The organism is Pseudomonas sp. GW822-FHT02E03, assembly GCF_058802325.1.
This window is the reverse complement of record NZ_JBXAOA010000006.1, coordinates 100,492-117,251: the sequence shown is the minus strand read 5'-3', so window position 1 is coordinate 117,251 and position 16,760 is coordinate 100,492. Positions and strand designations below refer to the sequence as shown.

The following is a 16,760-nucleotide window of genomic DNA, read 5'->3' as shown; positions in this document are numbered from 1 at the left end:
CGCAGACAACAGTAAAGAGGGCGAGAGCCCGGCGCGATCAGCATATTCGAAGCGAGTTTCCCTCCATATGAAGAGCCAACCCGATGCCGCCAGCCGTATGGTGGCCGAGGTAGTGACGCAGTTGCCAGTGCCCTCGCGGCTCGGCATGCTGCGTTTCGAACGGCTGAATGAACCAAGCTGGGCGCTGCTGTTTCTCGACCCCAATTGCGAACGACAGTTCGGCTTGCCGGCAGTGGAGCTCTGCGCCCTGGTCGGCTCGCCTTACGCCAGCCTGATGGAGCCCGAAGCGCGCTATCAACTGCATGACACGATCCAGCAGCAACTCACCGAAAGCCCGCATTACCTGATCCGCTACACTTTGCACACCGCCGCAGGCGTACTGAGCCTGCTGGAACTGGGCGAAGCTTACAAACAACACAATCGACACCTGCTGCGCGGCTATCTGATGGTAGTGGACGGCCTGTTCATCGATGAGCCGCTGCTGCCGGTACTGGATCTGGAAACCCAGAACTCACGCCTGCAAATCGCCCTTGAACTCAATCAACGCGCCCAGCAGGAACAACTGCAGCACCTGGACCGGGTGCGCGCCCAGCAAGATCTGATTCTGCTGCTGACCCGCCAGCGCTACAGCACCAACAATTCCTTGCAAGAAGCCGCCGAGCTGATCACCCGCAGTGCCTGCGATATCTATGAAATCGACTGCGCCAGCCTGTGGAACCTCGACGGCTCACTACTGACGCCGATCTCGGCCTATCACCGCGCCACCCGCAATCACCGACTGCCGGAGCCGATCGATGCCAGTGGTTTCCCCGATTACCTCGAAGCCTTGCACACCGGCCGTGCCATCGACGCCCACAACGCCATGCGCGACCCGCGCACCCGGGAAATAGCCGAGAGCCTGCGCCCGCGCGATGTCAACGCCATGCTCGATGCCAGCATCCGCGTCGACGGCCAAGTGGTCGGCGTGCTCTGCCTGGAGCAGATCGGTGCGACCCGCGCCTGGCAGTCGGACGAAATCGCCTTTGCCGGCGAGCTGGCCGATCAGTTCGCCCAGGTCATCAACAACCACAACCGCCGCACCGCCACCAGCGCCCTGCACCTGTTCCAACGTGCGGTAGAGCAAAGCGCCAACGCCTTTCTGCTGGTCAATTGCGACGGCGTGGTGGAGTACGTCAACCCGAGCTTCACGGCGATCACCCAGTACTCCACCGAGGAAGTCCACGGCCAGCGGCTGTCGGAACTGCCGGCACTGGAAAACCTCAGCGAACTGTTGTTCGACGCGCCGTCGGCGCTGGCCAAGAGCAACAGCTGGCAGGGCGAGTTCAAGAGCCGGCGCAAAAACCTCGAACCCTACTGGGGCCAGCTGTCGATTTCCAAGGTCTACGGCGACAACCGTGAGCTGACGCACTACATCGGCATCTACGAAGACATCACCCAGACCAAGCTCGCCCAGCAGCGCATCGAGCGCCTGGCTTACACCGACAATCTGACCAACCTCGGCAACCGCCCGGCGTTCATCCGCAACCTCGACGAACGCTTCGCCCGAGACAGCGACACGCCGATCAGCCTGCTGCTGGTGGACATCGACAACTTCAAGCGGATCAACGACAGCCTCGGCCACCAGACCGGCGACAAACTGCTGATCAGCCTGGCCCGGCGCTTGCGCAACAGCCTGAGCCCGAGCGGCAGTCTGGCGCGCTTCGCCAGTAACGAATTCGCCGTGCTGCTGGACGATACTGACCTCTCGACTGGCCAACAGGTCGCCAACCAATTGCTGGCAACCCTCGACAAGCCGATGTTCGTCGACAACCAGTTGATCAGCGTCACCGGCTCCGTGGGCCTGGCCTGCGCGCCGCTGCATGGTCGCGACCCTCAGACGCTGATGCGCAACGCCGGCCTGGCACTGCACAAGGCCAAGGCCAACGGCAAACACCAGGTGCAGGTATTCACCGAAGCGCTGAATGCAGAAGCCAGCTACAAACTGTTCGTCGAAAACAACCTGCGCCGCGCCCTGACCCAGAACGAGCTGGACGTGTTCTACCAACCCAAGCTGTGCCTGCGCAGCGGTCGCCTGCTGGGGATGGAAGCGCTGCTGCGCTGGAACCATCCGGAAAAAGGCATGATCCGCCCGGACCAGTTCATCAGCGTTGCCGAAGAAACCGGGCTGATCATCCCGATCGGCAAATGGATCGCCCGCCAGGCCTGCCGCATGAGCAAAGAACTGACCGCCGCCGGCTTGGGTAATCTGCAAGTGGCGATCAACCTGTCGCCCAAACAGTTCTCCGACCCGGACCTGGTAGCGTCCATCGCCAACATCCTCAAGGAAGAAGAGCTGCCGGCGAACCTGCTGGAGCTGGAGCTGACCGAAGGCCTGCTGCTGGAAGCCACCGAAGACACCCACTTGCAGCTCGACCAGCTCAAGCGTCTGGGCCTGACCCTGGCCATGGACGACTTCGGCACCGGTTACTCGTCGCTCAGTTATTTGAAAAAATTCCCGATCGACATCATCAAGATTGATCGAAGCTTCATCCACGAAATCCCGGACAACCAGGACGACATGGAAATCACCTCCGCGGTGATCGCCATGGCCCACAACCTGAAACTCAAGGTCGTGGCTGAAGGCATCGAGACGGCCGAGCAGCTTGCGTTCTTGCGCCGCCACCGCTGCGACGTCGGCCAGGGCTACCTGTTCGACCGACCGATACCGGGTTCCGAGCTGATCGAAAAGCTCAAACGCTACCCGCGTGGTCCGATCGCCTGAATAAGGCTGAATGCTCTTTCTGCCTGGACACAAAACCCTGTGGGAGCGGGCTTGCTCGCGAAAGCGGTGTGACAGTCGACATCATTGTTGCCTGACACGCCGCCTTCGTGAGCAAGCCCGCTCCCACAGGGGTAGTGATTAACTTGGCATCATTGGGCACACTGGTGGTCTGTCTATTTACATCTCAACCTGACTGAGAGGACTGATCATGGTTCTGCGCTCGGAAATCCTGGTGAACAAAAACGTGCTCCCGACTAAAGAACAAGCTCTGCCTGGCCGCGAAACCCCAATGACCGTGCCGGAAAAACACTTCGTCCACGACGCCCCGCTGCTGGGCCCGTTCGCGATGGACGTGGATTTCGCAATCTTCGGCCTGGGCTGCTTCTGGGGCGCGGAGCGCAAGTTCTGGCAGCGCGAAGGCGTGGTCAGCACGGCGGTGGGTTACGCCGGCGGCTTTACCCCGAACCCGACGTATGAAGAAGTCTGCTCGGGCCTGACCGGCCACAGCGAAGTGGTACTGGTGGTCTACGAGCCGGCAAAAGTCAGCTATGAAGAATTGCTGAAGATGTTCTGGGAACTGCACAACCCGACCCAGGGCATGCGCCAGGGCAATGACATCGGCACCCAGTACCGCTCGGTGATCTACGCCACCAACCCGGCTCAGTTGGCCGCCGCCAAGCACAGCGAGCAAGTGTTCCAGGCCGAGCTGACCAAGGCTGGCAAAGGCACCATCACCACCGAAATCGAAGAAGCCCCGACGTTCTACTTCGCCGAGGCGTATCACCAACAGTACCTGGCCAAGAACCCTGAAGGGTATTGCGGGATTGGCGGTACAGGCGTGACCTGCCCTATATAAGCAGTGACAAGCTGCAAGCCTCAAGCTGCAAGCCCTGTGCTCGCAGCTTTAACTTGCAGCTTGTAGCTTGAAACTTGCAGCTGCTACTCAGCAATCAACCAATCCATCTGCCATCCACCCTGGGTCTGCCCAAGCTTCTTGGACAACCACGGCAGCAACTCACGCAATTCCTCTTCCAGCCCCCACGGCGGATTAGCAATCGCCAACCCCGAACCATTCAAGCTATTGGGCGTATCCAGCGGATGCACCAGCAACTCAACCCGCAACAACTTCGGCGCGCCCGTACCCGCCAAATCCTGATAGAACCGACGCAACATGCGCTGATCCTTCACCGGGTACCAAATCGCCGCCACCGTCTGGCGCATCCGGCCAATCGCTTCTTTCAACGACGCCGCACAACGCTGCATCTCATCAAGCTGCTCGAACGGCGGATCAATCAACATCACCGCCCGCTTCTCCTGCACCGGCAACATCGCCCGCGGCACATGCCAGCCTTCGCCCAAATGCACCTTCACCCGACGATCACCGGCCATGTTGTCCTTGAGCAGCAAGCCGTCTTCGGGGTGCTTCTCGTTGAGCATCAGCCGATCCTGCGGCCGCGTCAGACGCCGCGCCAACTCCGGCGACCCCGGGTAATAGCGCAACTGGCCATCCGGGTTCATGTCGTGCAGCACCTTCATGTAATCGGCAGTCAGCGCCGGCAAATCCGGCTGATCCCACAACCGCGCGATCCCTTCCAGGTACTCACCGGTACGGCTCGCCTGATCGCCCTGCAGGTCATACAGACCAATACCGGCGTGGGTGTCGAGATAGGCAAACGGCTGCTCCTTGCGCGACATCAGGGCGATGAGGCGGGTCAAAGTCAGGTGTTTGAACACATCGGCGTGATTGCCGGCATGGAAGGCGTGACGATAATTCATGATTGCTCCTGCGAAGGCCGGGAAGTTTACCTTGTACGGCGCAGAACGTCAGGGGTTGGTGGCTGAGCGGCTACTCTGCACGCTGATCGTTCCCACGCTCCCGCGTGGGAATGCCTCAAGGGACGCTCCGCGTTCCAGCCACGCAATCGAATTCGCGCCTGACACCGATGTGACGCAGAGCGTCACGGCTGCATTCCCACGCAGAGCGTGGGAACGATCTTGCAGCAGCCTTACTCCGAAGGCCGAGCCCGCAACCGCCGCCCAATCACATCCAGCACATCACAGCCATCGCGCAATGGAATGGCGCAGAGCAAGGCAAAGTCGCTGAGAATGAAGGATTCGCACTCGACTGAACCGCGCATCGACATGTTCTCAAGCACCTGCGTAACGGCGCGAATTCGATAGTTGGCAGCGTCGTATAAAACATCGAGCGGCGCGTGGGTATCGACGAACAGGGTGGGCATATCGTTGCAGTTGCCGGTCAATGCCATGAAGCGGTTTTCGGGATGAGGGATTATTTTTTCGTAGGGTGGATCGGGGGTTAGCGTCGTCATTTTTTGAACATCCTTAGAGTACGTTTGAAGCTGCCAACGACCTTTCCTACGGGTTTGGGTGGCAGCCGTGCGCGGGAGTAGGAAACTGAGGTACTCCAACTCAGCCACGCCGAAGCGTGTCCCGCACACAGCCGCCGCGAACGATGTTACGGACACTATTAAAGTGCCGCAATCAACCGACAGCGCTGATGCACATTGGAGTAAGGGTTCCTACACCCTGCCACCGCTTCCGCGATGACAGCGAAAGACTATCCCTGTAACCCAGCGTTCACCAGTTCATGGAAACCGCTACATCTTGAAGGAAACTTCCGACGACCTTGCCCAGAAATTTCGCTGCCAGCGACTTATCAGGACATTTGCTTCCTTCACCAAGTCGTTCGATCTTCCAGGCTCGCCTTGAGCAGCTCCTCTTTCCAAACCTCTCGCGCCAGCGTGTAGACATGTTGAAGAAATTCCCGAGGGCTCTCCAATTCGTACCACTCTCCACGAGGCCAACTGGCTGCTTCGCCCTCATCAATATCGAACAAACTTTGGAAATCATAATTTCTATCACCAAGTTTATTCGCCAGGGACTCTACCAACACAAGCTTATGCCTATAAGAAATACACCCTAAATCCAAAGCATACCTTTTAATAAGTTCCGCTCTATCAAATTTATCATTAGGATTGTAAATCACAAGCTCTGCACCAAGCGTTTCTTCTCGATCATACACATCAAATCGACCAATGAACCACATTAGCCCTGCGTCAAACTCTTCATCCACAAATGGACTTCGCAACATCCCCTACCCCTAAAAATAGCCGACATACTGCCATGCCGCACAAAAAAAGCGACACACCCAAATACCACTACTATTCAAATAATTTAAGATCCAGCCTAGAACAACACTCATAGTAGAACCTAGAACCACTTTCACTTTGGTCATGTCTAAAGTCGAGAATCTGATTATATAGAGACTGAATCGCAGGATCTTTAATAATTCGCATGCTATCTAGAACCAAACAAAGTTCATAAATCTCGTCTTCGCGCTTCATGACTTCTTGCCTGTAGTCCTCTCTCGACATAATTCCGCGGAATCGGGAGAAATGGAACGGCAACTTAGTGCCACGCCTAAACATCCACAAGAAATAGCTCGATAGCAATCCAGCAAAATACAATCTACTCGGGCATTTTTAATCGGCGGCCAACTCCAACAATCCTTTTGCACCCAAAACACTCATTACTTCACTTTGGAAAATTGCAGCATCGCCATCATCGCCACTTTCATACAAATCGATGACAATGTCGTCATATGCCCATTGGAGAATTAATTCCCTCGTTATATTTTCAGACATAAAATCTTTCGCAAAAACACCTCATCACCAACACAGCAATATCACCGTATAACAGGCGTAAAAAAAACACCAAACGGATCAATCTTCGAGACTGGCTCCGTAAAGCTCCTCTCACCAACTAGATTGGTCCTCTAGACTTGCTTTTTGCAATTGATCTTTCCATTCCTCACTTAAAACACTGTAAATATCTTCAAAAAACGCACGGGGATTTTCCATTACATCCCAGTAATCCGGAAAGCGATTGGTACTTTCGCAGTCATGCTCTAGTAAAGCCTGAAAATCATATAACTCATCTTGCAGTGCAGCCTCAAGGACAGCCACCAGCAAAAATTTATGTCTATAAGTCAAGAAATCGTAACTTTCCAGAATATATTTTTTCGCAAGAATCCTTCTATCAGCAGAAAGATTAATATTGTATTTCTCGAGCTCTAGACCAAGAGTGTGCTCCCTATCATAGATATCAAAATCGCCGATAATCTCCCTCACCGTAGGCGCGTATGGCTGATTTAAAAACGGATCTTTAATCATTTAATTATCACTGGGTGAGATGTAAAAGGTTTAGGATCTCCACCTTTACTAAATTTTGTTTCTGAACCGTGCATATCTTCAATCAAGTGGGGATTTTCGGGATCTTTTTTATTTGGCTTATATCCTCGCCCGACATTTTTATTCTCCCTCCGAACCACATTATAGCCATTGACATCTTTTCCAGTGAACTGCGGAAGCCCTCGAACAACCCTTGTCATATCATCATTCAACGTATGCATATGCAAATTCCAGCTTTTATATTGTGAGCTTAAATTTCCTTTATTTTTTTTATGGGGAAGCTTAGTTATAGGATCAGTACCGTCTACCGAACGTTGTCGAATTACTGCATCAGGAACCTCGACACTATGCTTACCAATGGAATGCATTCCAGGGTACTTCCCCTCAAAACGCTCAACCCAACGCTTAGCGACCTCCTCCTTAAGAACTTCAATCCTCTCCCGCCGCTGCTCACCTGTCAGCCTCGGCAGAGCCGGCTCACCTTCATCAACCTTAGCGCCAGTCGTATCATCCGGCGCCCCACACCCAGGCTTATTCGGCGGCGGACAATTCCCGCTCAACCCCAACGGATCAACCCACCCCGTCGGATTCGGCGTGTATTGGTACTGGTTCAGCCCACCCGCCAACTTGACCGGGTCCGGCGTCAGGTACCGTCCAACCTCCGGATCATAGTACCGATGCCGGTTGTAATGCAGACCGCTCTCGACGTCGAAGTACTGCCCCTGGAAGCGCAGCGGCTGATCGAGTTGCTCGCCCCCACCGAACGCCAGGTGCGTGACTTTGCCGTAGGCGTTGTACTTCGCCGACCACACGATCTCGCCACCATAATCCGTCAGTTCCTGCGGCGTGCCGAGGTGATCGAGCTGGTAGTAGAACGGGCAGGCCTTTTTCGGGCCTTTGCCGTCGAGCAGGGCCAGTGGGCGGAAGCTGCCGGGTTCGTAGACGTAGCTGCGGTAATGCTCTTTTCTGCTTTCGGCGACGAGGTTGTCGCCCTGCCAGAAGAACTCGGTGGTCTTGCCCTCGACGGTTTTGGCGATGCGGCGGCCGAAGGCGTCGTAGCGGTAGCTTGAGCAACGACCGTCCGGGGTGGTGACACCGATTAGGCGGTGCTGGCAGTCGTAGCGATACTCGGTGACGAGTTTTTGCGCAGTACCACGGCGTTCGCGAATCAGGTTGCCGAAGGCGTCGTAGTCGTAATGCCGGTCGCCCTGCATCAGCAGGCGATTGCCCTTGATGGTTGCCGCGCCGGGGCGGTCCTGCATCAGCAGGTTGCCCGCCGGGTCGTGGGCGAAGCTTTCCGGTGGATCGTCGCGGGTGTGGCGGACGCGGGTCAGGCGGTTGAGAGCGTCATAAAGGTAGCTGCGCTGGCCGTGGCGGGTGTCGGCGATGTGGTCGAGGTTTCCGTTGGCGCTGTAGGCATAATCGCGGCGATACAGCGGTTGTTGCTGTTGGCTGACGGAATGAGCCTTCAGACGTCCTTGTTCATCGTAGGCATATTCGCTGAGCAGCAGACCTTGTTGGCGCTGTTGCTCACGACCGAATTGGAATTGGTGAGCGGTGAGCCGCGCGCCGTTGAGGTCGATGGCCGTCAGCGCACCGCCCTTGGCGTGGTGGTAGTCGAGTTTGCTGTTGTCCGGCAGGCGCAGGCGTTTGAGTTGGCCGCAGGCGTCGTAGCTGTAGCGCAAGGTGCCCCAGCCCTGGTGCTCAGAGATCAACCGGTCCTGGTTGTCGTACTCGAACTCCAGTGGATGGTCGTGGCCATCATCGACGGAAACCAATCGGCCAAGGCTGTCGTAGCGATACTCGACTTTGACGCCGTCGGGCAGGGTTTTGGCCAACAGGCGCCCGGCCGAATCCCGCTCGTAACCGGTAACCAGTTTCGAGCCGTCATCACCGAACTCGGTTTTCTCCAGCAGTTGTCCGTTCAGGTCATAGGCATACGCCGTGCGTTGGCCGTCAAAGCCGGTTTCCTGTCGGATCAATCCATTGGCGGTGTAGTCCAGCTGATATTTTTCGCCGGATTCGTTTTCAATTTCTGTCAGCAGAAGCTGCGGGTTATCGTAGCGGTACTTGAGCTGCGTGCCGTCGGGATTGATCCGGCGGCTGACCAGGTGCAGGTCGTCGGCGTATTCGTAGCGGGTGATGCGGCCGAGTTCATCCTGTTCGGCAGTGACTTGGCCGTAGGCGTTGTAACTGAACGCGCGGGTGGCGCCTGTAGGAAGTGTCGTCTGGATCAGTCGGCCAACGGCGTCCCACTGGTAACGGGTGACGGCACCGTATTCGTCCTGGCTGGTAATCCGCCGGCCCATGACGTCGTAGGAAAACTGTCGCCGACCACCCTGCGGCAAGGTTTCTTCGACCAATTGCCCCAAACCATTCCAGACAAACACATGCCGACTGGTGTCCGGATAGCGGATCGACAGCAATCGCCCCTGGGCGTCGTAGTGGTAATGGGTGACTTGGCCGTCCGGGTCGACGGCCTCGGTGACATCGCCTTGGGCATTGCGCCGATAGATCCATACCGCCTCGCCGCGATACCGCGCATGCAGGAAACCGTTGCGGTACTCGTAGGCCGTCGGTTCGTCGTCCGGTGGAATCAGCGCAACCAGCCGTCCGACTTCGTCGTAACGGTATTCGGTGACGGCGCCGAGCGGATCCTGCTCGGCAATCAGCCGACCGTTGTCGTCGTAGGCCTTGAGGTGTTCGCCGCCGTCCAGTTCGACCTTGCGCACCAGCCGCGCCCGGTCGTCGTGGACGTAAACCTCTTCGCTGCCGTCGATGTTCTGGACGGTGACGCTACCCTCGTCATCCCAGACATAGCGCGCATCCATCTGCGCAAACGACGCCCAGTGCCGGATGCAGCGTGCCGCCTTGCCAGACCGTTCCCACTCCCAGAAGAAACTCGCCCCACCGGCCAGTTGCCGCTGCAGGATCACGTGTTGATCGTCGTAGTCGTAACGCTCGCTCTCGCCGGCGGCGTTGCTCGCTTCGATCAGCTGATCGCATTCGTCGTAGCGGTAACTGACCAGCGTTTGCTCGGTATGCCAGGCCTCATCGAGGGTGTGCGCCGGAACAAACACCTGATAGTCGACAGCGACCAGATGCGCGCGGTCATAACGCAACAGCAAGGCGCGGCCGGCGCCATTGTCGAGGCGCTGGATGCGCTGCTGGCGGTCGCGGGTGATGCGCAGGCGGTTGTCGTACGCGTCGCTGATCGTGGTCAGAAAACCGTTACGGAAGTGGTAGAAACGCGGTTCTTCGCCAGCCTGGGCGAGGATCAGTTCCTCGGGTTCATCGCCGAGAAAAATCGCGGCGCGCGACAAACTGTTGTGGATCGCCGGGCGCTCAATGGATGGCAGCGGGAAGGAGGTGCGGCGGTTTTCGTGGTCGGTCCAGATGACCGTGTCGCCGTCGATTTCCAGGCGATGGGATAACGAATGGCTCCAGCCAAAACCCAGGCCGCCGTCGATCTCGGCGGCGCTGGTGCGGTAGAGGCGGGTGAAGTCGAACGGCAGGATGCCGTCCAGCGAACCGTCGGTGAGGGTTAGCAGTTCCTCGCCGGTGACCATCGACACCGGGCATTTGTTGGTGGCGGTTTTATCGACGGAGTCGACGCTATCACCGTTGGGGTTTTTGGCTTGTTTTGAGACATCGTCGTGGTGTTCGTTTTGCTTGAGCGTGGTGTTGCGTTTGGCATCCCAGCGCAGTTGCATGCGACCCTTTTTCAGACCCGCTGCAACACCGCGTGCGGCGACTGCTTTGTACTGGTCGACGTACTTCATGAAGGTGGTGAGGATGCTGAATGTCGCATCGACGAAACGCTTCGCAAGACCAGCCAGCAACGCCCCGTACTTGAGCCCGCGAGCGGTGAGATAGGCCTTGGCGACGGGTATACCGACCCCCGTCCAGGCCAGCGCCAAAGCAATCAGAATATCGATCAGTACCGAGACAATGACCTGGCTGGCCACCTCTGCCGAGTTACCAGCCATTTCGCTAGGCGGTAACGCCGAAAGCCAAAGACTCGCAGCACGAAACAGCAGACAAAGCGCCGCTTCATCGCTAGCCAGCAACATGGCTTTTTCCATCGTTGCTGGTGATTGCTTCGCCAGATCGATGAGTTGCTGCGCACTACTGCCGAGTTGTTCAAGGTGAGCGCCTGGATTCTTAAGGATGTCAAAGACAAGGCTCAGTCCATCCCAAACGCCCATGACTGCTGCCCAACTTCCCGCCAGCATTCCGTTACCAGCGGCCACAAAAGTCGACTGCGACCACTGCGGTTTGAACCCCTCCCACTCCTTGCGTAGCCAGCCCTCCAGCTCTGTGGTCAGGCCGTTGTATGAGGAGAAAAGATCATTGATTTGAGTTGGGGTAACTTCGCTCTGGACATGAACACGGTAGAACTTTCCCGGTAAGCCTTCGAACTGACCTTTACCGCTTTCATCAAGCGAGACCGATGTACTTTCACCGCCATCCTCTGCAATCACATCGACCCGAATATTCCCCAGCGGAATGTCATAAACCGATTCAAACTTGCTCTCTATTTCCAGAATTCCGCTGTCCGGACACTGCGCAACGCTGGAGAAGAAATCGTCATCGCGACTACTGACCGACTTGCTGGTATTTCCCAGCTTGATCTTCCGCTCCATACCCATCAGCGACGGCATATCCGTAACTCGGCTAACCCTGTCCGCATTCCCGCTCAAAAAACTGCCAAGTTGCTGGCGATATAAACTCAAGGTGTCTTTGAAACCGTCGAGCTCCTGCTCAATACGAACGATCTGATCCATCAGTCCAGCTCCGTCATCAGGTAATCCACCAACGCTGATTTCGGCGCTTGAGGCAGGTCTGGCGTCTCAAGAAGGCTCGCAACTTTGTGCCGCAACACACTTTCGGAAAAAGCTTCGTAAAGGTCTGGGCGGTCCTCGCTCAACCACTTCATCAAGTTGTTGATGCGGGTTGTGGCGGACTCGGCGGTGAGGTGTTTGAGCAGTGATTCAGAAACTTCCCACCACGGGAAAACCCTGGCGGTTTTCAACGCACTGCCGCCGATATCGAGCGGTTGCCCATTGATCAAACAACGGTCGATGACAGGCATTAACTGCGTGGCATTAACGTCGGCAGACTGAAGAATCGGCAGCAAATAGCGCCCATCCCAGAAGCGAAAAAACACCGCGTTGCCGTTGGGCAAAAGAACTTGAGTGAGGCTACGCAAATGCTCGACCAACGCTTTTTGAGAGGCAGAAGAAACTGCCAGCCAACCCCAATCGTGGGACTCGGTCGTAGCGACCCACTCCAGAAACTCACCGCCAGCAGGGACGATTCCCACAAAGGGCATCACCGCATCCCACTCGGCATACGCGGTATCAGCCCAGATCGGGCTCGGCGCTTGAGCGGTGATCGAGCGTTGCCAGGCTTTGAACGGTTCAGCCGCACTGGCACTGCTGAAAATCGCGAACAGCTGCTCCCGCGGCTTCAGCGGCTGGCGCTCCAGCCAGGCGTGAGGCGGCAAGGGATCAGGCTGCACAAACACCGTCCTTGCAGCGCTCGCATTCTTCACAGAACGGCGCATCACTTTTCAGGCTGAGAATCTGTGCGGCACTGAGCAGCGCCGCCGGGGCGGCGGCGAGTTTCAACGGAACATCCGGCAAGCTCGGCGCAGCTGCCATGGCCGCCATCGGTGCACCACCGACCACAATTGGCACGCTGCTGAAAATCCCGCCCGGCCCGATGTTGATCCACTGCCCGCCCGCCTGAATGGTCGCGCTGGCACCGCCGTCGATGACCACTTGCTGGCCCGCGCTGACGTGGAATTGCTGGCTGGCGTTGAGGGCCTGACTGGTCACGCGAATGTGCCGGTCGCCGATCACCACCAGGTGGTCGTCCTGCCGCACTTCGGTCTGGCGCTGACCGTGGGTGATGCGTTTTTCGTCAGCCTTCAGCTCATGGCGGGCGGTGCCGGTGACGACGATGCTGCGCTGGTTGTCGACCTGCACCTGCTGATCATTCAGTACGTGCTGAGTCCAGTTTCGCTGGGCGCGCAGGTAGATTTCCTCGCCGCCCTTGCGATCCTCGATGCGCAATTCGTTGTAACCACCGCCACCGGGACTACTTTGGCTACGGAAAATGCTGCGGGTCTTGTCCGCCGGCAGATCGAGCGGCACCGGGGTCGCGGCGTTGGGCAGGCACCCCATGACCAGCGGCTTGTCGGCATCGGCGTCGACGAATCCCACCAGCACTTCCATGCCGACGCGCGGAATCATCACGCTGCCGTAGCGGTCGTGTGCCCAGCCAGTGGCGACACGCAGCCAGCAACTGGAATGCTCATTGAGCCGACCGTCACGGTCCCAGGCGAGCTGAACCTTGACTCGACCGTACTCGTCGCAATGGATTTCGCTGTCAGTCGGGCCGGTGACCACGGCAGGTTGATAGCCGAGCATGCGTGGCTTTTCTGGCCCCAGCGCTGGGCGAAAAGCAACGTCCCACGGCGTCGCCAGAAAGGAATTGCGATAGCCTTGGAAATCATCCGGGCTGTCGCCGGTGGCCGACTCTTCCAGCACTTGCGGCTGCCGGCCACGGTGTTCGATTTCGGTGATCAACCACAGGTCATTCCACGTCTGACGCGGGTGTTCGGCGAGGTGTAGGAAATGCCCACTGACCAAAGCAGATTCGTCGCCGCGACCTTCGGCCTGACGGTAATCCGCGCCGTGGCGCTCCAAGGCCCGTTGCGCCAGATGCTTGCCGTGTTCGCGATCGGTGAATTGACCAGGGAAGTGGTAGTCCTCCAGCACCGGTCGCTGCTCGCTGTCGAGGCGGCTTTCGAGTTGCAAACGCGGTTTGCGGAAGTCGTAGTCCCGGCGAGTGACCGCTGTGGTCCGGGTTTCCAGGCGCACGTTGAACCGCTTGATTGCCGGCGCTTCTGCCGCCATCCCACTGCCTGGCAGGTACAGCGTCGGTTCGGGCAGCCGTGGGAAAACCGTTTGGTCATCACCGAACACCAACAGGTGCCCATCTGGGCTGTGCTGGAAGTGGTAGTGAATGCCGATCTCGGCACACAGACGCTGAATGAATGCCAGGTCGCTTTCGGCGTACTGCACGCAGTACTCGCGCTCGGGGTAGTCGCTGCCGAGCCGGAACTCGAAGGCATCGCGCTGGATGCCATGGTCTTTGAGGATTTGCGTGACGATCGCCGGCACGCTTTTATGCTGGAAAATCCGCTGATTGATACGCTGACCGAGATACGTCAGGCGCGGCACGAGACTGATTTGATAGCCCGTCAGACGTTGGCCGGAATCGCTCTGGCCTACGCGATAAATCTGACCGTGAATACCGGAACCGTGCGCATCGAAACTCAGAAATGCCTGACGGTGCAGCAGACTTTCGAGTTCCAGGTCCGGGCGCTCGCTGACCAGTTCCAGGTCAAAGCGATAGGGTTGGCTGATGGCTTCCTTGCCCGTGAACTCAAGTACCTTGAGCTCATTCTGGACGCCGTCGAGGGTCAACGTGAAACGCGGTTGATTGGCAGGCGCGAACATCCGATGTGTCTCTGCAGAATGAAGGCGGGCGATTCTGCATGAGCGACAAGGGGTGTTGACGGAGGGACAAGGAAATCAGATTAGCCCTACTTTTTTAGGGATTTTTCCTTCAAAAATCGGGATAAAGCACTACAGACATTCCTGTCAGAAGCATCACTGAACAACTGTGGGAGCGGGCTTGCCCGCGATAGCGGTGGGTCAGGCAATATATGTGTGACTGACAGGACCCTATCGCGGGCAAGCCCGCTCCCACAGTGGAACTTCGATGCTTCACGCCCTGCGCCAGACGTAAAAGCGCAAAAAAAAACGGCCCGCTTCCAAAGGAAGCGGACCGTTTTCATGTAGCCGAAAGGTCAGAGCCTCAGCTCATCCCCATCACTTGTTCAGGCGGAAATCTGCCTCGGCAGCCGCAAAACGCTGAAGCATGCCGTGAGTCGGCGTGCCCAGCTTGCTGACGATGTAGATCGCCAGGCTGGCGAAGATGAAACCAGGGATGATTTCATACAGGCCCAGCAGCTCGAAGTGTTTCCAGACGATCACGGTGATCGCGCCGACCAGGATGCCGGCCAGTGCGCCGTTGCGGGTCATGTCTTTCCAGATCACGGAGATCAGGACGACTGGACCGAACGCAGCACCGAAACCGGCCCAAGCGTAGCTGACCAGACCCAGTACACGGTTTTCCGGGTTAGCCGCCATCGCAATGGCGATCAGGGCAACCAGCAGCACCATGGCGCGACCGACCCAGACCAGTTCAACCTGGGAAGCGCTTTTACGCAGGAAGGTTTTGTAGAAGTCTTCGGTCAGGGCGCTCGAGCACACCAGCAGCTGACAGCTCAGCGTACTCATTACCGCCGCCAGAATGGCCGACAGCAGTACACCGGCAACCCACGGGTTGAACAGGATTTTCGCCAGTTCGATGAACACGCGCTCGTGGTTTTCGCTCACGGGCATGGCCACGGCAGGGTGGGCCGAGAAGTAAGCGATACCAAAGAAACCTACCGCGACGGTGCCGCCCAGGCACAGGATCATCCAGGTCATGGAGATGCGACGAGCGTTAGCGATCGACTTGACCGAATCCGCCGCCATGAAACGCGCCAGGATGTGCGGTTGGCCGAAGTAGCCCAGACCCCAGCCCATCAGCGAGATGATGCCGATGAAAGTGGTGTTTTTCAGCATGTCGAAGTTGCTTGGATCTTGTGCTTCGATCGCCAGGAACGTGGTGTCGATGCCGCCAGTCGCCAGCAGCACGATGATCGGCGTCAGCAGCAGGGCGAAGATCATCAGCGTGGCTTGTACGGTGTCAGTCCAGCTCACTGCCAGAAAACCACCGACGAAGGTGTAGGCAATCGTCGCCGCGGCACCGGCCCACAGCGCTGTCTCGTAGGACATGCCGAAGGTGCTTTCGAACAGACGGGCGCCGGCCACGATGCCGGAAGCGCAGTAGATGGTGAAGAACACCAGGATCACGACCGCAGAGATGATCCGCAGCAGGCCGCTTTTATCTTCAAAACGGCTGGAGAAGTAATCCGGCAGGGTCAGCGCATCGCCGTTGTGCTCGGTCTGCACGCGCAGACGGCCGGCAACGAACAGCCAGTTCAGGTAAGCACCGACGATCAGGCCGATGGCGATCCAGCTTTCGGAAAGACCGGACATGTAGATAGCGCCCGGCAGGCCCATCAACAACCAGCCGCTCATGTCGGAAGCACCGGCAGAGAGTGCGGTCACGACGCTGCCCAGGCTACGACCGCCCAGAATGTAGTCAGAAAGGTTGTTGGTGGAGCGATAGGCCATGAAGCCGATCAGCACCATTGCTGCGATGTAGATCACGAACGTGATCAGGGTTGGATTGCTTACGCTCATTGAGTTACGCCCTGGCATTGTTTTTATGTAGCAGCGGCTGGTGAACCGCTCGCAAACGACGACGTTTGACGGACGATTCGGGGTCCCGCGCATTTATGACTGATGTTTCCCCAGGAAAGCCATCAGCCGGCACACCGATCTTTTTGACCGGTTGCACCTTGGCCGCGAATGCTATTCAACAAAGCAAATAAGGTGCAACCAGTTTCGTGCGAATAAGTTGCACCTAGTCGGATTTTCTTGAAAAGGGTCGGTTTTTGCTCCTTTTCAGGGCGTTTTCCGGGTTGCACTAGAAGTAAAAGCACCAAGCCGGCGCGGGAGGGATACACCAGAATCAGTTTCCTGACGAGCTGCTTATTATTCCGACAAAAAAAGGGTTGCACCCGGTTGCACCTCAAC

11 protein-coding genes are annotated in these 16,760 nt (G+C 57.4%); 2 read left to right on the top strand and 9 right to left on the bottom strand.

The window, feature by feature from the left end; translation table 11 throughout:
* Positions 1-67 precede the first annotated feature (67 nt).
* Positions 68-2,761 (top strand): sensor domain-containing phosphodiesterase, encoded by a 2,694-nt coding sequence (locus tag AC1RQB_RS06955; protein ID WP_063341780.1) that lies wholly within the window; start codon positions 68-70, stop codon positions 2,759-2,761.
* Between the two features lie 208 nt (positions 2,762-2,969).
* On the top strand, positions 2,970-3,617 hold the full coding sequence (gene msrA / locus AC1RQB_RS06950) for a peptide-methionine (S)-S-oxide reductase MsrA (protein WP_007903246.1): 648 nt from the start codon (positions 2,970-2,972) through the stop codon (positions 3,615-3,617).
* Between the two features lie 83 nt (positions 3,618-3,700).
* Here msrA and AC1RQB_RS06945 read toward each other — a convergent pair whose 3' ends face one another.
* The 9 genes from AC1RQB_RS06945 to putP form a co-directional block, all read right to left on the bottom strand.
* Complete coding sequence (locus AC1RQB_RS06945; protein WP_050681744.1) at positions 3,701-4,537, bottom strand: 23S rRNA (adenine(2030)-N(6))-methyltransferase RlmJ; 837 nt, start codon at positions 4,535-4,537, stop codon at positions 3,701-3,703.
* 230 nt (positions 4,538-4,767) lie between these two features.
* Entirely contained in the window at positions 4,768-5,091 is a 324-nt protein-coding gene (locus AC1RQB_RS06940) for a hypothetical protein (protein WP_063341781.1), read from the bottom strand.
* A gap of 365 nt (positions 5,092-5,456) precedes the next feature.
* The gene (locus AC1RQB_RS06935) at positions 5,457-5,855 is read right to left on the bottom strand and encodes a hypothetical protein (RefSeq protein ID WP_310650425.1); all 399 of its coding nucleotides are present in this window, start codon (positions 5,853-5,855) and stop codon (positions 5,457-5,459) included.
* 409 nt (positions 5,856-6,264) lie between these two features.
* A complete protein-coding gene (locus AC1RQB_RS06930; RefSeq protein ID WP_157893823.1) occupies positions 6,265-6,426 on the bottom strand; it encodes a hypothetical protein in 162 nt (53 codons plus the stop codon).
* 111 nt (positions 6,427-6,537) lie between these two features.
* The gene (locus AC1RQB_RS06925) at positions 6,538-6,954 is read right to left on the bottom strand and encodes a hypothetical protein (protein WP_063341784.1); all 417 of its coding nucleotides are present in this window, start codon (positions 6,952-6,954) and stop codon (positions 6,538-6,540) included.
* On the bottom strand, positions 6,951-11,759 hold the full coding sequence (locus AC1RQB_RS06920) for an RHS repeat-associated core domain-containing protein (RefSeq protein WP_063341785.1): 4,809 nt from the start codon (positions 11,757-11,759) through the stop codon (positions 6,951-6,953). The genes AC1RQB_RS06925 and AC1RQB_RS06920 overlap by 4 nt, the downstream gene beginning before the upstream one ends.
* Complete coding sequence (locus AC1RQB_RS06915) at positions 11,759-12,496, bottom strand: DUF4123 domain-containing protein (protein WP_063341786.1); 738 nt, start codon at positions 12,494-12,496, stop codon at positions 11,759-11,761. Before AC1RQB_RS06915 ends, AC1RQB_RS06920 begins: the two co-directional genes overlap by 1 nt.
* Complete coding sequence (locus AC1RQB_RS06910) at positions 12,486-14,504, bottom strand: type VI secretion system Vgr family protein (protein WP_063341787.1); 2,019 nt, start codon at positions 14,502-14,504, stop codon at positions 12,486-12,488. Before AC1RQB_RS06910 ends, AC1RQB_RS06915 begins: the two co-directional genes overlap by 11 nt.
* A gap of 375 nt (positions 14,505-14,879) precedes the next feature.
* A complete protein-coding gene (gene putP / locus AC1RQB_RS06905) occupies positions 14,880-16,364 on the bottom strand; it encodes a sodium/proline symporter PutP (RefSeq protein WP_007903218.1) in 1,485 nt (494 codons plus the stop codon).
* Between the last annotated feature and the right edge of the window lie 396 nt (positions 16,365-16,760).